The sequence below is a fragment of the Nocardioides sp. genome, assembly GCF_041600255.1.
Taxonomy (GTDB): Bacteria; Actinomycetota; Actinomycetes; order Propionibacteriales; family Nocardioidaceae; genus Nocardioides.
On sequence record NZ_JBFIKK010000073.1, the window covers coordinates 1 to 17,369 of the forward strand.

A 17,369-nucleotide genomic window follows, 5' to 3' on the forward strand; every position below is an offset into this window, starting at 1 on the left:
CAAACCCCGGTAAGCACGCCCGAGAACCCACCCCGAGCGACCCCCGAGCGACCCCCGAGCGACACCCCCGAGAACGACGAAGGAGGGCCCCGGCACTCAGGTGCCGGGGCCCTCCTTCGTCAGTCGAGCCCGCCGCAGCGGGACTCAGAGGTTCTGCAGGATCTCCCGCATCAGCGCCGCAGTCTCGGACGGCGTCTTGCCGACCTTCACACCGGCGGCCTCCAGGGCCTCCTTCTTCGCCTGCGCCGTGCCGGAGGAGCCCGACACGATCGCGCCGGCGTGGCCCATCGTCTTGCCCTCCGGGGCGGTGAAGCCCGCGACATAGCCGACGACCGGCTTCGTCACGTGCTCCTGGATGTACGCCGCAGCCCGCTCCTCGGCGTCGCCACCGATCTCGCCGATCATCACGATCGCCTTGGTCTCGGGGTCCGCCTCGAACGCCGCCAGGGCGTCGATGTGGGTGGTCCCGACGATCGGGTCGCCGCCGATGCCGATGGCGGTCGAGAAGCCGAAGTCTCGCAGCTCGAACATCATCTGGTAGGTCAGCGTGCCCGACTTCGACACCAGACCGACCGGGCCCTTGCCCGCGATGGTCGCGGGCGTGATGCCGGCCAGCGCCTCACCGGGGGTGATGATGCCGGGGCAGTTCGGGCCGATCATGCGGGTGTCCGCGTGGTTGGCCTCGCTCTGCAGGTGCGCCCAGACCTCGGCGGTGTCCTGCACGGGCACGCCCTCGGTGATCACCACGAGCAGGCCGATGCCGGCGTCGATGGCCTCGAAGCAGGCGTCCTTGGTGAACGCCGGCGGCACGAAGGCGACCGAGACGTCGGCGCCGGTCTCGGCCATCGCCTCCTTGACGGAGCCGAAGACGGGCAGCTCGATGCTGTTGCCGTCGGCGTCGGTGTGGGTCACGGTGGTGCCGGCCTTGCGGGCGTTGACACCTCCGACGACCTGGGTACCGGCCTTGAGCATCAGGGCGGTGTGCTTGGTGCCCTCGCCGCCGGTGATGCCCTGGACGATGACCTTGGATTCTTTGTTCAGGTAGATAGACACAGTCTCGCTCAGTCCTTCAGTCAGTTCGCGGCGTGCGCGAGCTCGGCGGCCTTGTCGGCCGCTCCGTCCATGGTGTCGACCAGCGTCACCAGCGGGTGGTTGGCCTCGTCCAGGATGCGGCGGCCCTCCTCGACGTTGTTGCCGTCGAGGCGGACGACCAGCGGCTTGCTGGCCTCGTCGCCCAGGATCTCGAGGGCACCGACGATGCCGTTGGCCACGGCGTCGCAGGAGGTGATGCCACCGAAGACGTTCACGAACACGCTCTTGACCTGCTCGTCGTTCAGGATCACGTCAAGGCCGTCGGCCATGACCTGCGCCGAGGCGCCGCCACCGATGTCCAGGAAGTTGGCGGGCTTGACCCCACCGTGCGCCTCACCGGCGTACGCGACGACGTCGAGCGTGCTCATCACGAGCCCCGCGCCGTTGCCGATGATGCCGACGGCACCGTCGAGCTTCACGTAGTTGAGGCCCTTCGCCTTGGCCTTGGCCTCCAGCGGGTCCGCGGCCTCCTTGTCCTCGAACGCGGCGTGGTCGGCGTGCCGGAACTCGGCGTTCTCGTCGAGCGAGACCTTGCCGTCGAGCGCCTCGAGCTTGTCACCGGCCAGACGGGCCAGCGGGTTGACCTCGACCAGGGTCGCGTCCTCCTCGATGAAGACCTTCCACAGGGCCAGCACGGTCTGCACGGCCTGGTCGGTCAGCGCCTCGGGGAAGCCGGCCTCGGCGACGATCGCGCGGGCCTTCGCCTCGTCGACACCGGTGCCCGGGTCGATGGCGATCTGCTTGACGGCGTCGGGGTTGGTCTTGGCGACCTCCTCGATCTCCACACCGCCCTCGACGCTGGCGATGCAGAGGTACTGACGGTTCGCACGGTCGAGCATGAACGAGAAGTAGTACTCCTCCTCGATGCTCGCGGCCGGGGCGATCAGCACCCGGTGGACCGTCAGGCCCTTGATCTCCATCCCGAGGATGGCCGTGGCGTGGGCCTCGGCCTCGTCGGGGGTCTTGGCGAGCTTGACGCCGCCGGCCTTGCCGCGACCGCCTGCCTTGACCTGTGCCTTGACGACGCAGACGCCGAGCTTCTCAGCTGCGGCCCGCGCCTCGGCGGGGGTCGTTGCGACGATGCCCGGAGCACCCGGCACGTCATGCTTGGCGAAGAGTTCCTTCGCCTGGAATTCCATCAGATCCACTGATCCACCCAGTCCTCATCGAAGCTGCCGGTCGGGAAGTGCGACCGCACGTATCTCCCGGGCACCCTAGACCCGATCGACCGTCCGGGACGAGACGGGACGGCCCGACGTGACGCAGCCCATAGCCCGTCAGTGGGCGTGGAGGTGCTCGAGGACCAGGCGGGCCGGTTCGTCGGCGCCGAGGGTCAGGACGGCCACGTCGGTCGCGTCGGCGCCGTCGAGCGCGGCCCGCAGGCGCGCGTCGTACTCCCCCGACGTGGCGGGGCCGCGGCGCACCACCACGAGGTCGACGTCCTCCTGGACCGCGGTCGCCGCCAGCTGCTCGGCTCCCGGGGCCCGCACCTGCACCACCTCGTGTCCGGCGTCGCGCAGGCTACGGACCAGGGCAGCGTCCGCGGAACCGGAGGTGCCGCCGCCGGCCCCGCCGGCAGCCCCGGCTGCTTCGTCCGCGGCTTCGTCGGCCGGGAACGCGACGACGACCCGGAACCGGTCCATGCTCATGACCGCAGGCTACCGACCGTCGCCGCGTGGCGTGTGAGGCCCGCCACGATCACTCAAGTCGGACCCGGGCGGCCGCCGATACCCACCCCGACACACTTTCGAACTGTGGGGTGCGACACGATGTTCCCGTTCAGTTTCCGCGAGCGTGACCTTTCCGTTACAGTCGTGGATCGTCTCACCCCCCCGATCGACGGAGACTCCTTCATGGGCAACCACCGAGCGCAGCGCCACGGCCACAGCCGTGGACCCTCGGAGACCGTGATCGAGCCGACGGCCGCAGCGGGCCGCCGCAAGGCGGTCAAGGAGCCCGGCCGCCGGGCTCGCCGCCACTCCGGCAGCCGGAGCGCACTCTTCCGCGGACTCCCCTCCGCACCGATCCTGCTCGGCGTCGCCGCCCTGGCCATCTCGACCGGCGGTGCCGTCTCGGCCGCCGACGCCGGCCTGGTGCCCACGAGCAGCTCCCCGACCAGCCAGGCCAGCGCCCTGACCGGCGCCAGCGACGTGGCCAGCGTCAATCTGCTGGCGGCCCGCCGGCCGGCGGTGAGCCGAGACGCGCGTCGCGATGCTCCCGTGGGCGACAAGCTGATGGCCAAGGCCGAGAAGCAGGCCGAGCAGCGCAACACCACGTTGGCCAAGTTCGCCGCTCAGGCCGAGGTCCAGGCCAGGAAGATCGCCGCCAACCAGTGGGTGCTGCCGATCTCCGGCTACCGCCTGACCGCCACCTTCGGTGAGTACGGCCTGTGGTCGTCGTACCACACCGGTCTGGACTTCGCGGCGCCCAGCGGCACTCCGCTGGTGGCCATCGCGAACGGCGTGATCACCTCCGCCGGGTACGACGGCGCCTACGGCAACAAGACCGTGCTGACGCTCGAGGACGGCACCGAGCTCTGGTACGCACACCAGACGTCGTTCGCCGTCTCCGTGGGCCAGCAGGTCCGCGCCGGCGACCTGATCGGGTACGTCGGCTCCACCGGCAACGTGACCGGCCCGCACCTGCACCTCGAGGTCCGTCCCGGTGGCGGCGACCCGGTGAACCCGTACACGGCGCTGGCCTACCACGGCATCACGCCCTGACCGGCTGACCGACCTCCCACACTCCCCCGGGCAGCCCGCACAGGCCCCGGCGACGCCGGCTCGGGACGACTAGAGCTTCTCGACCGGCGCGTAGCGCAGCAGCAGCCGCTTCACGCCGTCGGAGCCGAAGTCGATCGACGCGACCGTCTTGTCCGCGACTCCCTCCAGCGACACCACCGTGCCGAGCCCGAACGAGTCGTGCACCACGCGGTCGCCGGGCTCCAGCGACGGGATCTCACGGGCCGGCTTGGCCTTCGCCGCCGCATCCGCGCGCAGGGCGGCCGAGGAGAAGTTCCGCCGACCGGCCGCGGTCGGCACTCCCATCCCGGAGCCGGACCCGCCACGGCTGAGGTCGGGTCGGCCCCAGCTGGTCTGCGCAGCCTCGGTACGGCGCCAGTCGACCAGGTCGACCGGCAGCTCGTCGAGGAAGCGTGAGCCCGGGTTGTGCGCGGGAGCACCCCACGCGGAGCGGACCACGGCGCGGGAGACGTAGAGCCGCTCCCGGGCCCGGGTCACCCCGACGTAGGCGAGCCGGCGCTCCTCCTCCAGCTCGGGCTGGTCGCCCAGGGAGCGCGCATGTGGGAAGACGCCGTCCTCCAGGCCGGTCAGGAAGACGACCGGGAACTCCAACCCCTTGGCGGTGTGCAGGGTCATCAGCGTGACGACGCCCGCGTCGCCGTCCTCGGCATCGGGGATCTGGTCGGTGTCGGCGACCAGGGCGACCCGCTCCAGGAAGTCCCCGAGCCCCGGGGCCACGGTCCCGGCGTCCACGTCGGCCGGGTCCGCGGAGGGGCCGGCCACCGGGTCGTCGGAGAACTCGCGGGCGACCGCGACGAGCTCGGCCAGGTTCTCCACCCGGGTCTCGTCCTGCGGGTCGTCGGAGGCCTCGAGCTCAGCGACGTAGCCCGAGCGCGCCAGCACCGACTCCAGGATGACGTCGGCCCGCTCGCCGCCGTCGACCATCGACTGGAGCTCCTCGATCATCGCCACGAAACCACGGATCGCACTCAACGAGCGGGTGGCCAGACCGGGCGCGTCCTCGGCCCGGCGCAACGCCTCCCAGAAGGTGATCCGTTCGCGCTCGGAGAGCGCCTGGACACAGGCGACCGCCCGGTCCCCGATGCCGCGCTTGGGAGTGTTCAGGATCCGGCGCAGGGAGACCTGGTCGGCCGGGTTCGCGAGCAGGCGCAGGTAGGCCAGCGCGTCGCGCACCTCGCGGCGCTCGTAGAACCGGACGCCGCCGACGACCTTGTAGGGCATCCCGACCCGGATGAAGACCTCCTCGAAGACCCGGGACTGGGCGTTGGTCCGGTAGAAGACCGCCACGTCGGCCGGGCGCAGGGAGCCCGCGTCGGTGAGCTTGTCGATCTCCTCGGAGACGAACCGGGCCTCGTCGCGCTCGTCGTCGGCGACGTAGCCCACGATCCGCTCGCCGTCGCCGGAGTCCGACCAGAGCCGTTTGGGCTTGCGGCTCTTGTTGTGGCCGATCACGGAGTTGGCGGCCGTGAGGATGGTCTGGGTGGAGCGGTAGTTCTGCTCGAGCAGGATCGAGGTGGCGTCCGGGAAGTCCTGCTCGAAGTCGAGGATGTTGCGGATGTTGGCACCGCGGAAGGCGTAGATGGACTGGTCGGCGTCGCCGACCACCATCAGCTCGGCCGGCGGCACCCGCTCCGCTGCCCGCTCGGCGGCCTCGCCGGCGAGCAGCGGGTCCTCCAGCACGGGCGCACACAGCTGCTGGATCAGCGCGTACTGGGCATGGTTGGTGTCCTGGTACTCGTCGACGAGGACGTGCCGGAAGCGCCGACGGTAGGTCTCGCGCACCTCGGGGAAGGTCTGCAGGAGGTGCACGGTGAGCATGATGATGTCGTCGAAGTCGAGGGCGTTCGCCTCGCGCAGACGACGCTGGTAGAGCGTGTACGCGGCGGCGTAGCTCTCCTCCAGTGAGTTGTGGGTGTCGCCGGACGCCTCGGCCGCGTCACGCAGCTCGTTCTTGTGGTTGCTCACCCAGTGCAGGACGGCGTTCGGCTGGTAGCGCTTGGGGTCGAGGTCCAGGTCCTTGCAGACCAGGCTCATCAGCCGCTTCTGGTCGGCGGCGTCGTAGATCGAGAAGTTCGACCTGTAGCCGAGTTTGTCGATCTCCTTGCGCAGGATCCGCACGCAGGCGGAGTGGAACGTGGAGACCCACATGATCCGGGCCCGCCGGCCCACCAGCTCCTCGACCCGCTCCTTCATCTCGGCCGCGGCCTTGTTGGTGAAGGTGATCGCGAGGATCGAGCCGGGGTGGGCCCGACGCTCCTGGATCAGCCAGGAGATCCGTCGGGTGAGCACCCGGGTCTTGCCCGAGCCGGCCCCGGCCACCACCAGCAGCGGCGCACCCTCGTGCACCACGGCGGCGCGCTGGGGCTCGTTGAGGCCTTCGAGCAGCACCTCGCGGGAGGGTCCGGGGCGGGGCGCGCGGGACTCCTCGGAGGCGGTCAGGTGCTCGAGGCCGGGGATCGGGAAGGGGGTGCTCATCTCGTCCCCAACCCTACGTGCCGCCACCCCCGGCCCCACGATCGGAGACGGGGGCGGCGGCTCTCCCGGGGGGCCTGTCAGCTGCTGGCGCCGTCGGCCAGGCGGAGGAACTCCAGGTGGCGCTCGTACTGGTCGAGCACGTCGTCGATGAGCTGGGTGTGCGTGTAGCCCATCACGTCGTAGCCCTGCCCGCCGTCGCGCAGGTGCACCTCGAGCCGCGAGTAGACGTCGTTGCCCCGTGGCGCCCAGCCGCCGTACGCCGGAATCGGCAGCGTGCGCTGCTGGACCTTGTAGCAGAACGCGTGCTGCTCGGTGCCGACGTCGGCAGTGAGCACGATCGCGGACTCCCCGTGCTCGTCGAGTTCCTTGTCGAGCTCGGCGTCGACACCCTGCTCGTTGAGCTCGCGGGCGACCTCCTCCAGCGCCGGGGTGACCACGGATGCGACGAAGTCGTCGACCTTGGCCCGCGTGGGGAACGTCATCACCCGGCGCATCCGGGCCTGCCACGGCACGTGCGGTCGCCCGTCCGGTGCGGAGCTGCGTCCCGACAGCGCGCCGGGCAGCGACCCCTGCCGACTCTCGATCAGGTGGGCCTCCAGGGAGAGCGCCTTGTACAGCCCCCACATCACCGCGATCATCACGAAGGCGAACGGCAGACCGATGATCACCGTCGCGTACTGGAGCGCGAAGATGTTGCCCGCGGCCAGGATCGCCAGGGTCAGCGACCCGGTGGCGATCGCCCAGAAGATCCGCAGCCCCGAGGTGGCGTCGTCGTTCGGCGTGCGCAGTCGCGAGGAGAGGTTCGCCATCACCAGGGCGCCGGAGTCGGCGGAGGTGACGTAGAAGAGCAGCCCGACCAGGATCGCGAGCGAGGCAACTACCGGGAAGGCCGGGTACTGCTGCAGCAGCGCCCAGAGACCGTCGGAGGGGTCCACGGCCTCGGACGCGATCTTGGTGAACTCGGTGTTCCCGGCCCGGATCTCGTCGATGGCCGCGTTCCCGAAGATCGCGATCCACATCAGGATGTAGCTGAACGGGATGATCATCGTCCCGGCCACGAACTGCTTGATCGTGCGACCGCGCGAGATCCGCGCCAGGAAGAGGCCGACGAACGCCGCCCAGGCGATCCACCAGGCCCAGAAGAAGAGGGTCCAGAAGCTCAACCAGGTGCCGGTGTCCTCGTAGGCGAAGGTCTGCATCGTCATGTCGGGGAAGAGCCGGGCGTAGTCGCCGATGTTGAGCACGGCTGCGTTCAGCAGGTACGCCGTACGACCGGTGACCAGGACGTAGACGGCGAGCAGGATCGCCAGCAGCACGTTGAGCTGGGAGATCCGCTTGATGCCCTTGTTGATGCCGCTGATCGCCGAGACCGTCGCGATCAGCACGGCCAGGATGATCAGGGCGCTCTGCACCGCGAGGCCCTGCGGGACCCCGAAGACCACGTTGAGGCCGACGTTGAGGCTGACCACGCCGATGCCCAGCGACGTCGCGACGCCGAAGATCGTGCCCAGGACGGCGGCGGTGTCGACCGTGTGGCCGATCGGGCCGTCGACCCGGCGACCGATCAGCGGGAAGAGGGCGGAGCGGACCGCGAGCGGCAGGTTCATCCGGTAGGCGAAGTAGGCCAGCGCCATGCCCATCAGCGCGTACATGCCCCACCCGGAGATGCCGTAGTGGAACAGCGTCCACACGGTGGCCTCGCGGGCCGCCTCGACCGTCTCTCCCTGGGTCGAGGGCGGGGTCAGGTACTGCGTGACCGGCTCGTAGACGGCGTAGAACATCAGGTCGGTGCCGATCCCCGCCGCGAAGAGCATCGCCGCCCAGGCCCCGGTGGAGAATTCCGGGGTGCTGTGCTCCGGGCCGAGCTTCACCGACCCGAAGCGGGAGAAGCCGAGGAAGATCACGAAGACCAGCACCGCCGTGGTCAGGGCGATGTAGTACCAGCCGAACCAGGTCGAGACCCACCCCACGACGCTCTCCAGGGTGTTGTAGGCCTGCGTCGGGAAGACCACGCACCACAGGGTGACCGCGATCGTCATCACGGCGGCCGGGACGAAGACCGGCAGGTTGATCCTGCTGCTCGGCCCGTCGGGGCTCACCTGATGACTGCTGGGCGGGGTGTGCGTCTCGGAGCTCATCGGCGGCCTCCCATGGTGCCGGCGGGCTGGTTGCTGCCCCGCACCGTGCCCGGGACGGCGTCGTTGCGCGGGTCGCCCTCGGGGTAGAGCGGCATCCCCGCACCGTGGCGGTAGAACGGAACGTCGAGCGGGGCCAGGGGTTCGTTGCCGGCGATCAGGTCGGCCGCCTTCTCGGCGAGCATCATCACCGGTGCGTAGATGTTGCCGTTGGTGACGAACGGCATCACCGAGGCGTCCACGACCCGCAGGCCCTCCACCCCGTGCACGCGCATCGAGTTCGGGTCCACCACGCTCTCGGGGTCGGTGCCCATCTTGGCCGTGCAGGAGGGGTGCAGTGCGGTCTCCGCGTCCTTGGCGACCCAGTCCAGGATCTCCTGGTCGGTCTCGACCGTGGGTCCGGGCGAGATCTCGCCGTCGGAGAACGCCGCGAATGCCGGCTGCTCGAGGATGTGGCGGGCGGCGCGGACCATCTCGATCCACTCCTGGCGGTCCCGTTCGGTGGAGAGGTAGTTGAACTGCAGGGCCGGGTGCTCGAACGGGTCGCGGCTCTTGATCTTCAGGGTGCCGCGGACGTCGGAGTACATCGGCCCGATGTGCACCTGGTAGCCGTGCTCGGCCGCCGGCTGGCTGCCGTCGTACCGGATCGCGATCGGCAGGAAGTGGAACATCAGGTTGGGGTACTCCACCTCGTCGTTGCTGCGGATGAAGCCGCCCGCCTCGAAGTGGTTGGAGGCACCCACCCCGCGGCGCCCGAAGAGCCACTCGGCGCCGATCCGCGGCTTGTGCCGGTGCTTGAGCCAGGGAGCGATCGAGACCGGCTGCTTGGAGGCGTGCTGGATGTAGACCTCGAGGTGGTCCTGCATGTTCGCGCCCACCCCGGGCAGGTCCGCGACCACGTCGATGCCGAGGCCCTGCAGGAACGACGCCTCGCCGATGCCGGCGAGCTGGAGCAGCTGCGGGGAGTTGATCGCTCCGCCGCAGAGGATGACCTCACGGGCGGAGACCGAACGCCGGGCGCGTCCGCGCACGTAGTCGACGCCGGTCACCCGGTTGCCCTGCATCCGCAACCCGGTCACGTGGGCGAGCGTGCGGATGGTCAGGTTCTTCCGGGAGCGGACCGGGGCCAGGTAGGCCTGGCTGGCGGAGAGGCGGCGACCGCGGTGGACGTTGCGGTCGAACTTCGCGAACCCCTCCTGCCGGTAGCCGTTGACGTCGTCGGTGAGCGGGTGGCCGGCCTGCTGCACGGCCTCGAAGAAGGCCCCGAACAGCGGGGAGTCGGCCGGTCCGCGCTCCAGTACGAGCGGGCCCGAGCCCCCCCGCCAGGCGTCCGCGCCGGCGGTGGTGGTCTCCATCCGCTTGAAGTACGGCAGGCAGTGCGCGTAGTCCCAGTGCTCCATGCCCGGCTCCCGCGCCCAGCGCTCGTAGTCGAGCGGGTTGCCGCGCTGGAAGATCATCCCGTTGATGCTGGAGGAGCCCCCGAGCACCTTGCCACGGGCGTGGTAGACCCGGCGACCACCCATGTGCGGCTCGGGCTCGGACTCGTACTTCCAGTCGTAGAAGCGGTTGCCGATCGGGTACGGCAGCGCCGCCGGCATGTGGATGAAGGGGTCGAGCTTGGTGTCGGAGCGTCCGGCCTCCAGGACCAGCACGCTGGTGCCCGGGTCGGCCGAGAGCCGGTTGGCGATCGCGGAGCCGGCCGACCCGCCGCCGACGATCACGTAGTCGAAGTGGTTCACCATGTGCTCACGCATCCTTCCGGGGGAACCAGCCCTGAGGGGCGGGCCGGGTGTGGTGCCAGATGTGCTTGGTCTCGCGGTACTCCGCCAGACCGGCGAGCCCGAGCTCTCGTCCGATGCCGCTCTGCTTGTAGCCGCCCCACTCGGCCTGGGCCACGTAGGGGTGGTAGTCGTTGATCCAGATCGTGCCGTGGCGCAGGCGGGCGGCGACCCGCTCGGCGCGGCCGGCGTCCCGGGTCCACACGGCACCGGCGAGGCCGTAGATGGTGTCGTTGGCCAGCGAGACCGCCGCCTGCTCGGCGGCCAGCCGGTCCTCGCCGGTGAAGGTCTCCACCGTCAGGACCGGCCCGAAGGACTCCTCCTGCACACACGACATGTCGGCGTCGCAGCGGTCCAGGATCGTGGGCAGGTAGTAGTAGCCGTCGTCGTAGGCCTCGCCCTCGGGGCGGGCGCCGCCCACCCGGAGCACGGCACCCTCGGCGAGTCCGGCGGCGACGTACGCCTCGACCTTCTCGCGGTGTTCGGCGCTGATCAGCGGACCGGTCTCGGCGTCCTCGTCGAAGGGTCCGCCGAGCCGGATCCGGCCGGCGCGCCTGACCAGCTCGTCGACGAACTCGTCGTGGATCGACTCCTCCAGGATCAGCCGCGAACCGGCCGAGCAGACCTGACCCGAGTCGAGGAAGATAGCGGTGAGTGCCATGTCGAGGGCGGTCTCGAGGTCGGCGTCGGCGAAGACGATGTTGGGGTTCTTCCCGCCCAGCTCGAGCGCGACCTTCTTCACCGTGGGGGCGGCCGCAGCCATCACCCGGCGTCCGGTCACCAGGCCACCGGTGAAGGAGACCAGGTCGACCTCGGGCGCCTCGGTCAGGGTCGGACCGACCCGGTCCCCCGCCCCGAGGACGAGGTTGGCCACGCCGTCCGGGAGCCCCTCCTCGGCGAGCGTGCGGCAGAGCCAGATCGCCGTGGAGGGAGTGAGCTCGCTCGGCTTGAGCACGAAGGAGTTGCCGGCGGCCAGGGCCGGGGCGACCTTCCAGGAGGTCTGCAGCAGCGGGAAGTTCCACGGCGTGATCAGGGTGCAGACACCGATCGGTTCGTGCACCACGCGACTGACGATGTCGGGTTGGCCGGCATCGACGATCCGGCCGGCATCGGCCTGGGCCAGGTCGGCGAAGTGCCGGAAGACCGAGACGATGTCGTCGACGTCGATCCGCGCCTCGACCATCCGCTTGCCGGTGTCGAGCGCCTCCAGCCGGGCGACGTCCTCCTTCTCCGCCTCCAACCGGTCGGCCACCCGGCGCAGCAGCGCGGCCCGCTCCGGGGCGGGGGTGCGCGGCCAGGGGCCGTTGTCGAAGGCACTGCGGGCTGCGAGCACGGCGGCAAGGGCGTCCTCGGCCGTGGCTTCGCTGACGGTGGCGACATGACGGCCGTCCGCAGGGCAGCGGATCTCACGGGTGGCGCCGTCGGACGCCTGCCGCCATTTCCCGTCGATGAACAGGTCGTTCATGGATGGTCCTCACTTCTCGGGGGTGAAGGGGGCACAGGGAAGCGTGCTCAAGCCCCTACCCAGAAGGGGCAGCCCTTAACTCGATGAAGTGAAAACTTTGACGATCCGCCCCGTCGACGAGCGGGCCGGACAGTCCGGGGAGGGGCTCAGACGTGGACCGCGGACCAGAGCACGGCGATGGCGGTGTTCGCGATCGTCAGCGCGAGCAGCCCGGCCCACAGGCCCTGCGGGATCCGCTCCTTGCGGGCGTTGGCCATCACCAGGATCAGGATCACCAGGCCGATGGCGAACTTCACCCCGACCTTCGTGTGGTCGACCGGGCCGTCACCGGCCTCGAGGACGCCGACGAGCAGCAGCCCGACCACGAAGGCGGTCCCGATCCCGTCGCGCATCGCGGCGTTCACGACCTTCTCCGACACCCGGGACTGCACCACCAGACCTCCGAAGAGTGCGGCGAAGCCGAGCAGGTGGACGATCAGCAGCACGTGGCGCAAGGTCTCCATGGCGGCATCGTAGAGGGGCGTGGCCCCGAGCACGCTTGTTGCACATTGTTTGCAATTGGGAACTGCGCGCGCCTACCCTTCCCGGGTGACCCCCACCACGATCGACCGGCCGGCTCGGCGCGCGCTCTCCGTCGACGAGAAGCGGAGCCTGGTGCGCACGTTGGGGTTCGTCCTCTTCCTGCACGTGCTGGGCTGGGGGATGCTGATCGGGGTCATCGCCCCGCACGAGTACGAGGTCGGCGGCGCCGTGCTCGGCGTCGGGCTGGGCCTCACGGCCTACACCCTGGGCATGCGTCACGCCTTCGACATCGACCACATCGCCGCGATCGACAACGTCACCCGCAAGTTGATGGCCGACGGCCAGCGTCCGATGAGCGTCGGCTTCTGGTTCAGCCTCGGTCACTCGTCGGTGGTCTTCGTGATGGTCCTCGGGGTCGCGGTCGGCGTCCAGTTCCTGACCAGCGGGATCGCCGACGAGGGGTCGAGCCTGAAGGCGGTCACCGGCGTCTGGGGCACCTCGATCAGCGGCGTCTTCCTGATCCTGATCGGCCTGATCAACCTGGTGGCCCTGATCGGCATCGTCCAGGTCTTCCGCGAGATGCGCACCGGCCAGTACGACGAGAGCGAACTCGACCGGCAGCTCAACAACCGGGGTTTCCTGAACCGGATCCTCGGCCGGGTCACCCGGGCGGTCCGCAAGCCGTGGCACATGTACCCCACCGGCTTCCTGTTCGGCCTCGGCTTCGACACCGTCTCCGAGATCGGGCTGCTGGTGATCGCCGGCGGCGCCGTCGCGGCCAGCCTGCCGTGGTGGGCGGTGCTGACGCTGCCGGTGCTCTTCGCCGCCGGGATGTCGCTGCTGGACACCCTCGACGGCGCCTTCATGAACGTCGCCTACGGCTGGGCCTTCACCCGCCCGGTGCGCAAGATCTACTACAACATCACGATCACCGCGCTCTCGGTCGCGGTTGCCCTGCTGATCGGCGGGATCGAGCTGATCGGACTGCTCGCCGAGAAGTCCGGCATCACCACCGGTCCCCTGGGGGCGATCGCGGAGATCGACCTCGCCTACATGGGCTACCTCGTGGTGGCGCTCTTCGTCGTCACCTGGGCGGTCTCGGTGACGATCTGGAAGGTCGGCCGGATCGACGAACGCTGGAGCGCGCACCTCAGTCGCTGAGCCGCGCGAGATCCCGTCGGGTGTAGCGCAGGTGCGCCCACTCCTCCTCCAGGATCACGCGCAGGCAGTCGCCGACGGTCGGCCGCCAGTCATCCCCGCCCCACGGGTTCTCGCGCGGCTCGGCGAGCAGCTCCGGCGTGGCCGTCGCCAGGAAGTCGGTGACCAGCTGCTGGCGCTCGGCGCGCACCGTGAGGATCTCGGACCAGGCCGGCGGGTCGGCCCGGAAGCCCGACACGTCGAAACCCATCTCCTCGGCACCGGTGAAGATCTGACCGATCTCGTGAAAGGGCTGCTCCACCCGGAGGACGGCGCCCCGCAGCCACGCATCCGTCGCCAGGACCAGGTGTCGCAGCGTCTGGGCCAGGGACCACTCGTCCTCGACGTGGGCGTCCACCAGCTCGGGCGGCGTGTCGGCCACCGTCGTGCGCCAGGCGTCCTGGACGGCGATCCATCCCTCCTGCAGCCCTTCGGGGGTCTGCGCCCTCTGCAGTTCGCGTCCCGGGAACTGCCGGTTGAGCTCGGCATCGACCAGCGGCACCACGTCGACCCCGTTGACGACCAGGCTTGCGAAGAAGAGGTCGTGGCTGTCGATGTCGAGCCCGGCCACGTCGACACCGCGCATCGTCACCCCGCTGACGTCGGAGAAGCGCAGCGTGGCGCCCTTGAAGCTCGTCCGGACGAAGGTCGCGCCTTCGAAGTCGTCGACACCCGAGTACGTCGTCATCGCCCCATCGTCACCGTCGACGCCGGTCCGGTCCAGCCCCTCGGCCACCGGAGTCAGAGCAGGCGTCGGTCCGAGGCCCACCGGGTCAGTTCGTGGCGCGAGGAGAGCTGCAGCTTGCGGAGCACGCTCGACATGTGGGTCTCCACGGTCTTGATCGAGATGAACAGCTCCTTGGCCACCTCCTTGTAGGCGTAGCCCCGGGCGATCAGCCGCATCACCTCCCGCTCCCGCTCGGTGAGGCGGTCCAGGTCCTCGTCGACGGCAGCGACCTCGATCGAGCCTGCGAAGGCATCGAGCACGAACCCGGCCAACCGCGGCGAGAAGACCGCGTCGCCCTCGGCCACCCGGGTGATCGCCGAGACCAGCTCGGGGCCGGTGATCGACTTCGTGACGTAGCCGCGCGCTCCCCCGCGGATCGTGCCGATCACGTCCTCTGCGGCATCGCTGACCGACAGCGCGAGGAAGCGGGGCGGCGCCGCGTCCGGGGTCGTCCGGGGCAGCCGACGCATCACCTCCACACCACCGCCGCCGGGCAGGTGCACGTCGAGCAGGACGACGTCCGGCTGGTGTTCGGCGATCGCAGCCAGCGCCTCGTCGACGTCGGCGGCCTCGGCGAGGACGTCGATCCGGCCGGAGCCGACTGCTTCGAGCTCGGCGCGCACGCCCCGCCGGAACATCGCGTGGTCGTCGACCACGACGACCCGGACGCTGGTCGAGGCCTCGGACGACCCGGTGTCGTTCGCGTCAGTCATCGGACTTCTCCTCACGAGCCTGGCGGGGCAGGACCAGGCGGACCTCGGTGCCGCCACCGGGCTCGGAGCGCACGTGGGCGCTGCCGGCGTGCCGATCCATCCGATCCACGATGCTCCTCCTGATCCCCTGCCGGTCCGGTGCCGTGCCGTCGGGGTCGAAGCCACTGCCGCGGTCGCGGACGAACGTCTCGATCACGCTCGGCGACACCTCGGCGTACAGGTCGACGCGGTCGACCCCGGCGTGCTTGGCGGCATTGGTCAGCGCCTCGCGCGCGGCCGCCACGAGGGGACGTACGGCGTCGTCCAGCTCGCAGTCACCCACGGTGACCACGTCGACCGAGATCCCGTAGGCGTCCTCGACCGCCGCCGCGGCTGCGCGCAGCGCACCGGCCAGCGAGCGCTCGTCGGCGGAGTCACCGACGTACAACCAGGCCCGCAGGTCGCGCTCCTGGGCGCGGGCCAGCCGGGCGACGGTCGAGGCGTCGGCAGCGTTCTTCTGGATCAGCGCGAGCGTCTGCAGCACGGAGTCGTGCAGGTGGGCCGCGACGTCGGCGCGCTCCTGGCTGCGCACCCGCTCGGTGCGCTCCGCGGTCAGGTCGGTGGCCAGCCGGTAGATCCACGGACCGAGCACGATCGCGATCCCGAGCACCCCCAGCAGACCGGCCGCGGTCAGGTCCCCGACCATCGACGCCGAGCCGGAGCTGAGCACCAGCAGCAGGAACGCCAGCACGATCAGCACGGCGCCCGCGGCGATCCGTCCGTACGACGCCCAGCCGCCGTCGCCGAGGACCATCCGCACCGGGTCGATCCTCGACGAGGTGTCGCGCCACCGCTCCCGCTGCGCCTCGTCGGCCTGACGCCAGAGCAGGGCCACCCCGACCACGGCCAGCAGGACCGGCCAGAACAGGACCCCGCGGCCCAGCAGCGCCTCGATCAGCAGCACCACCCCGAATCCGAGCGCCACCACGGCGACGGCCGGGCTCACCCCGGACCACCGGCGCTCGCGGCGCGGTCGCAGACCGCGACGCGACGCGCTCTCCAGGCCGGGCGCGTCGACCACGAACCGCGAACTGCTGGGCAGGAACAGCCAGAGCCCCGCGTAGAGCATCACGCCCAGCCCGCCGAGCAGCGCGGAGACCACGAAGAAGCCCCGGACCCAGGCGACCGGGAGCTGGAGGTGGTCGGCCAGCCCGCCCGCCACGCCACCGATGATCGGCTGCTGGGTGTCGCGGACGGCCCGACGGACGTCGGCGGGGACGGGGGTGCTCATGACCGCACCATCGTCACACAGCGAACGGCCCCGAACCATGCATCGCGACCCCGGTCCACCCCTGAGACCCCAGCGGGCTCCCGGGCCCGAAGATCAGGGGTGACCCCGATGGTGCCGCGGACCGGATCCGGTCAGGCTGGACCCATGACCTCCACTCCGCCGCCGCCACCGCCGAACGCCCCGGCGCCCGGGAACGAGCCGGACACCGCGACCGAACCCCCGCCCCACCGGGGACCCCGTCGGACCGCCGCCGAGATCCGCGACCTGACCCGGCTGCGCCGGTCCGTGAGCGACCGGAGGATCGCCGGCGTGGCCGGCGGGATCGCCCGACACCTGGACATCGATCCGGTGATCGTGCGGGTCACCCTGGTGGTGCTGATCTTCTTCGGCGGCGCCGGACTGATCCTCTACGCCGCTCTCTGGCTGCTGCTGCCGCGCGAGGGCACCGACGACCGGCCCCTCGGCCTCGACGACGCCAACCGCTCGGTCGCCGTGATCATCGCGGGCGTCCTGGCGGCGCTCGCGCTGCTGGGGGACTCCTGGGGTGCGTTCTGGTTCCCGTGGCCGCTGGCGATCATCGCGCTGGTGGTCGTGCTGCTGCTGAACCGCCGCGACCGGAGCCGCGCACCCGGCACCGCGGCCGGTCCGCGAGCGGTGGCCCCGACGGGCACGGCGTACGCCGCGGCCCCGCCCCCCGTGACCGACCGACACCGCGGCCCGCTGCTCTTCTGGTTCACCCTGGCCCTGATCGCGCTCGGCATCGGCGTCCTCGGCGTGGTCGACCTGGCCGGCGTTGCCGTGCCGCACGCCGGCTACCCGGCGCTGGCGCTGGCGCTGACCGCGCTGATGCTGGTGCTGGGCGCCTTCTACGGACGAGCCGGCGGCCTGGTCCTGCTCGGCCTGGTGCTGACGGTCGCGCTGGTGGTCACCTCCGCCGTCGGCCGCTGGGACAACACCCGGCTCACGGTGACACCGATGAGCCCGGCCTCGGTCGCCTCGTCGTACGAGTTCAGCACCGGCGAACTGGTGCTCGACCTCAGCCGGGTCGACGACCCCGAGGGGCTCGACGGCCGCACGATCACCCTGACCGGCACCGCCGGCCGGCTGGCGGTGGTCGTGCCCAGCGGCTGGACCGTCCGGGTCGATGCCCGAGTGCGGGGTGCCGGGGAGATCCGGCTCTTCGGCGAGACCTCCGACGGCGTCGACGTCGCGGTCGCCCGGGACCGGCTCGGC

The 17,369-nt window shown here is 70.7% G+C and carries 14 protein-coding genes; 3 read left to right on the forward strand and 11 right to left on the reverse strand.

Features of this window, described 5'->3' with window-relative positions:
• Positions 1-144: 144 nt before the first annotated feature.
• From sucD to ABZE72_RS10120, 3 genes are all read right to left on the reverse strand, one after another.
• Positions 145-1,053, reverse strand: coding sequence for a succinate--CoA ligase subunit alpha (sucD, locus tag ABZE72_RS10110; protein WP_372728899.1), 909 nt, complete (start codon positions 1,051-1,053; stop codon positions 145-147).
• 20 nt (positions 1,054-1,073) lie between these two features.
• Complete coding sequence (gene sucC, locus ABZE72_RS10115; RefSeq protein ID WP_372728900.1) at positions 1,074-2,240, reverse strand: ADP-forming succinate--CoA ligase subunit beta; 1,167 nt, start codon at positions 2,238-2,240, stop codon at positions 1,074-1,076.
• A gap of 129 nt (positions 2,241-2,369) precedes the next feature.
• Positions 2,370-2,741 carry a hypothetical protein gene (locus tag ABZE72_RS10120; protein ID WP_372728901.1) on the reverse strand — a complete coding sequence of 124 codons (372 nt, stop codon included), beginning with the start codon at positions 2,739-2,741 and terminating at the stop codon, positions 2,370-2,372.
• Between the two features lie 165 nt (positions 2,742-2,906).
• Between ABZE72_RS10120 and ABZE72_RS10125 the strand changes: the two genes are divergently transcribed.
• Entirely contained in the window at positions 2,907-3,815 is a 909-nt protein-coding gene (locus ABZE72_RS10125) for a M23 family metallopeptidase (protein ID WP_372728902.1), read from the forward strand.
• Positions 3,816-3,884: 69 nt separating this feature from the next.
• On the opposite strand, the gene pcrA is transcribed toward ABZE72_RS10125, so the two are convergent.
• The 5 genes from pcrA to ABZE72_RS10150 all read right to left on the reverse strand — a co-directional run bounded on the left by pcrA (position 3,885) and on the right by ABZE72_RS10150 (position 12,210).
• Positions 3,885-6,329 (reverse strand): DNA helicase PcrA, encoded by a 2,445-nt coding sequence (pcrA, locus tag ABZE72_RS10130; RefSeq protein WP_372728903.1) that lies wholly within the window; start codon positions 6,327-6,329, stop codon positions 3,885-3,887.
• 77 nt (positions 6,330-6,406) lie between these two features.
• Positions 6,407-8,467: a choline BCCT transporter BetT gene (gene betT / locus ABZE72_RS10135; protein WP_372728904.1), complete on the reverse strand. Its 2,061-nt coding sequence runs from the start codon at positions 8,465-8,467 to the stop codon at positions 6,407-6,409.
• Complete coding sequence (gene betA / locus ABZE72_RS10140) at positions 8,464-10,218, reverse strand: choline dehydrogenase (protein ID WP_372728905.1); 1,755 nt, start codon at positions 10,216-10,218, stop codon at positions 8,464-8,466. The genes betT and betA overlap by 4 nt, the downstream gene beginning before the upstream one ends.
• Positions 10,211-11,707: an aldehyde dehydrogenase family protein gene (locus tag ABZE72_RS10145; RefSeq protein ID WP_372728906.1), complete on the reverse strand. Its 1,497-nt coding sequence runs from the start codon at positions 11,705-11,707 to the stop codon at positions 10,211-10,213. Before ABZE72_RS10145 ends, betA begins: the two co-directional genes overlap by 8 nt.
• A gap of 146 nt (positions 11,708-11,853) precedes the next feature.
• Positions 11,854-12,210 carry a hypothetical protein gene (locus tag ABZE72_RS10150; protein WP_372728907.1) on the reverse strand — a complete coding sequence of 119 codons (357 nt, stop codon included), beginning with the start codon at positions 12,208-12,210 and terminating at the stop codon, positions 11,854-11,856.
• An 85-nt stretch (positions 12,211-12,295) separates the two neighbouring features.
• On the opposite strand from ABZE72_RS10150, the gene ABZE72_RS10155 reads away from it, so the two are divergent.
• The gene (locus ABZE72_RS10155) at positions 12,296-13,390 is read left to right on the forward strand and encodes a HoxN/HupN/NixA family nickel/cobalt transporter (RefSeq protein WP_372728908.1); all 1,095 of its coding nucleotides are present in this window, start codon (positions 12,296-12,298) and stop codon (positions 13,388-13,390) included.
• Here ABZE72_RS10155 and ABZE72_RS10160 read toward each other — a convergent pair.
• The 3 genes from ABZE72_RS10160 to ABZE72_RS10170 are packed head-to-tail and all read right to left on the reverse strand — an operon-like array spanning position 13,380 to position 16,136.
• A complete protein-coding gene (locus ABZE72_RS10160) occupies positions 13,380-14,162 on the reverse strand; it encodes a DinB family protein (RefSeq protein WP_372728909.1) in 783 nt (260 codons plus the stop codon). The two genes, ABZE72_RS10155 and ABZE72_RS10160, sit on opposite strands and share 11 nt — an antisense overlap.
• Before the next feature lie 5 nt (positions 14,163-14,167).
• The gene (locus ABZE72_RS10165; protein ID WP_372728910.1) at positions 14,168-14,866 is read right to left on the reverse strand and encodes a response regulator; all 699 of its coding nucleotides are present in this window, start codon (positions 14,864-14,866) and stop codon (positions 14,168-14,170) included.
• Complete coding sequence (locus ABZE72_RS10170) at positions 14,859-16,136, reverse strand: PspC domain-containing protein (RefSeq protein ID WP_372728911.1); 1,278 nt, start codon at positions 16,134-16,136, stop codon at positions 14,859-14,861. The genes ABZE72_RS10165 and ABZE72_RS10170 overlap by 8 nt, the downstream gene beginning before the upstream one ends.
• 144 nt (positions 16,137-16,280) lie before the next feature.
• On the opposite strand from ABZE72_RS10170, the gene ABZE72_RS10175 reads away from it, so the two are divergent.
• Positions 16,281-17,369 (forward strand): PspC domain-containing protein (locus ABZE72_RS10175; protein ID WP_372728912.1); only part of this gene is annotated, 1,089 nt, incomplete at its 3' end.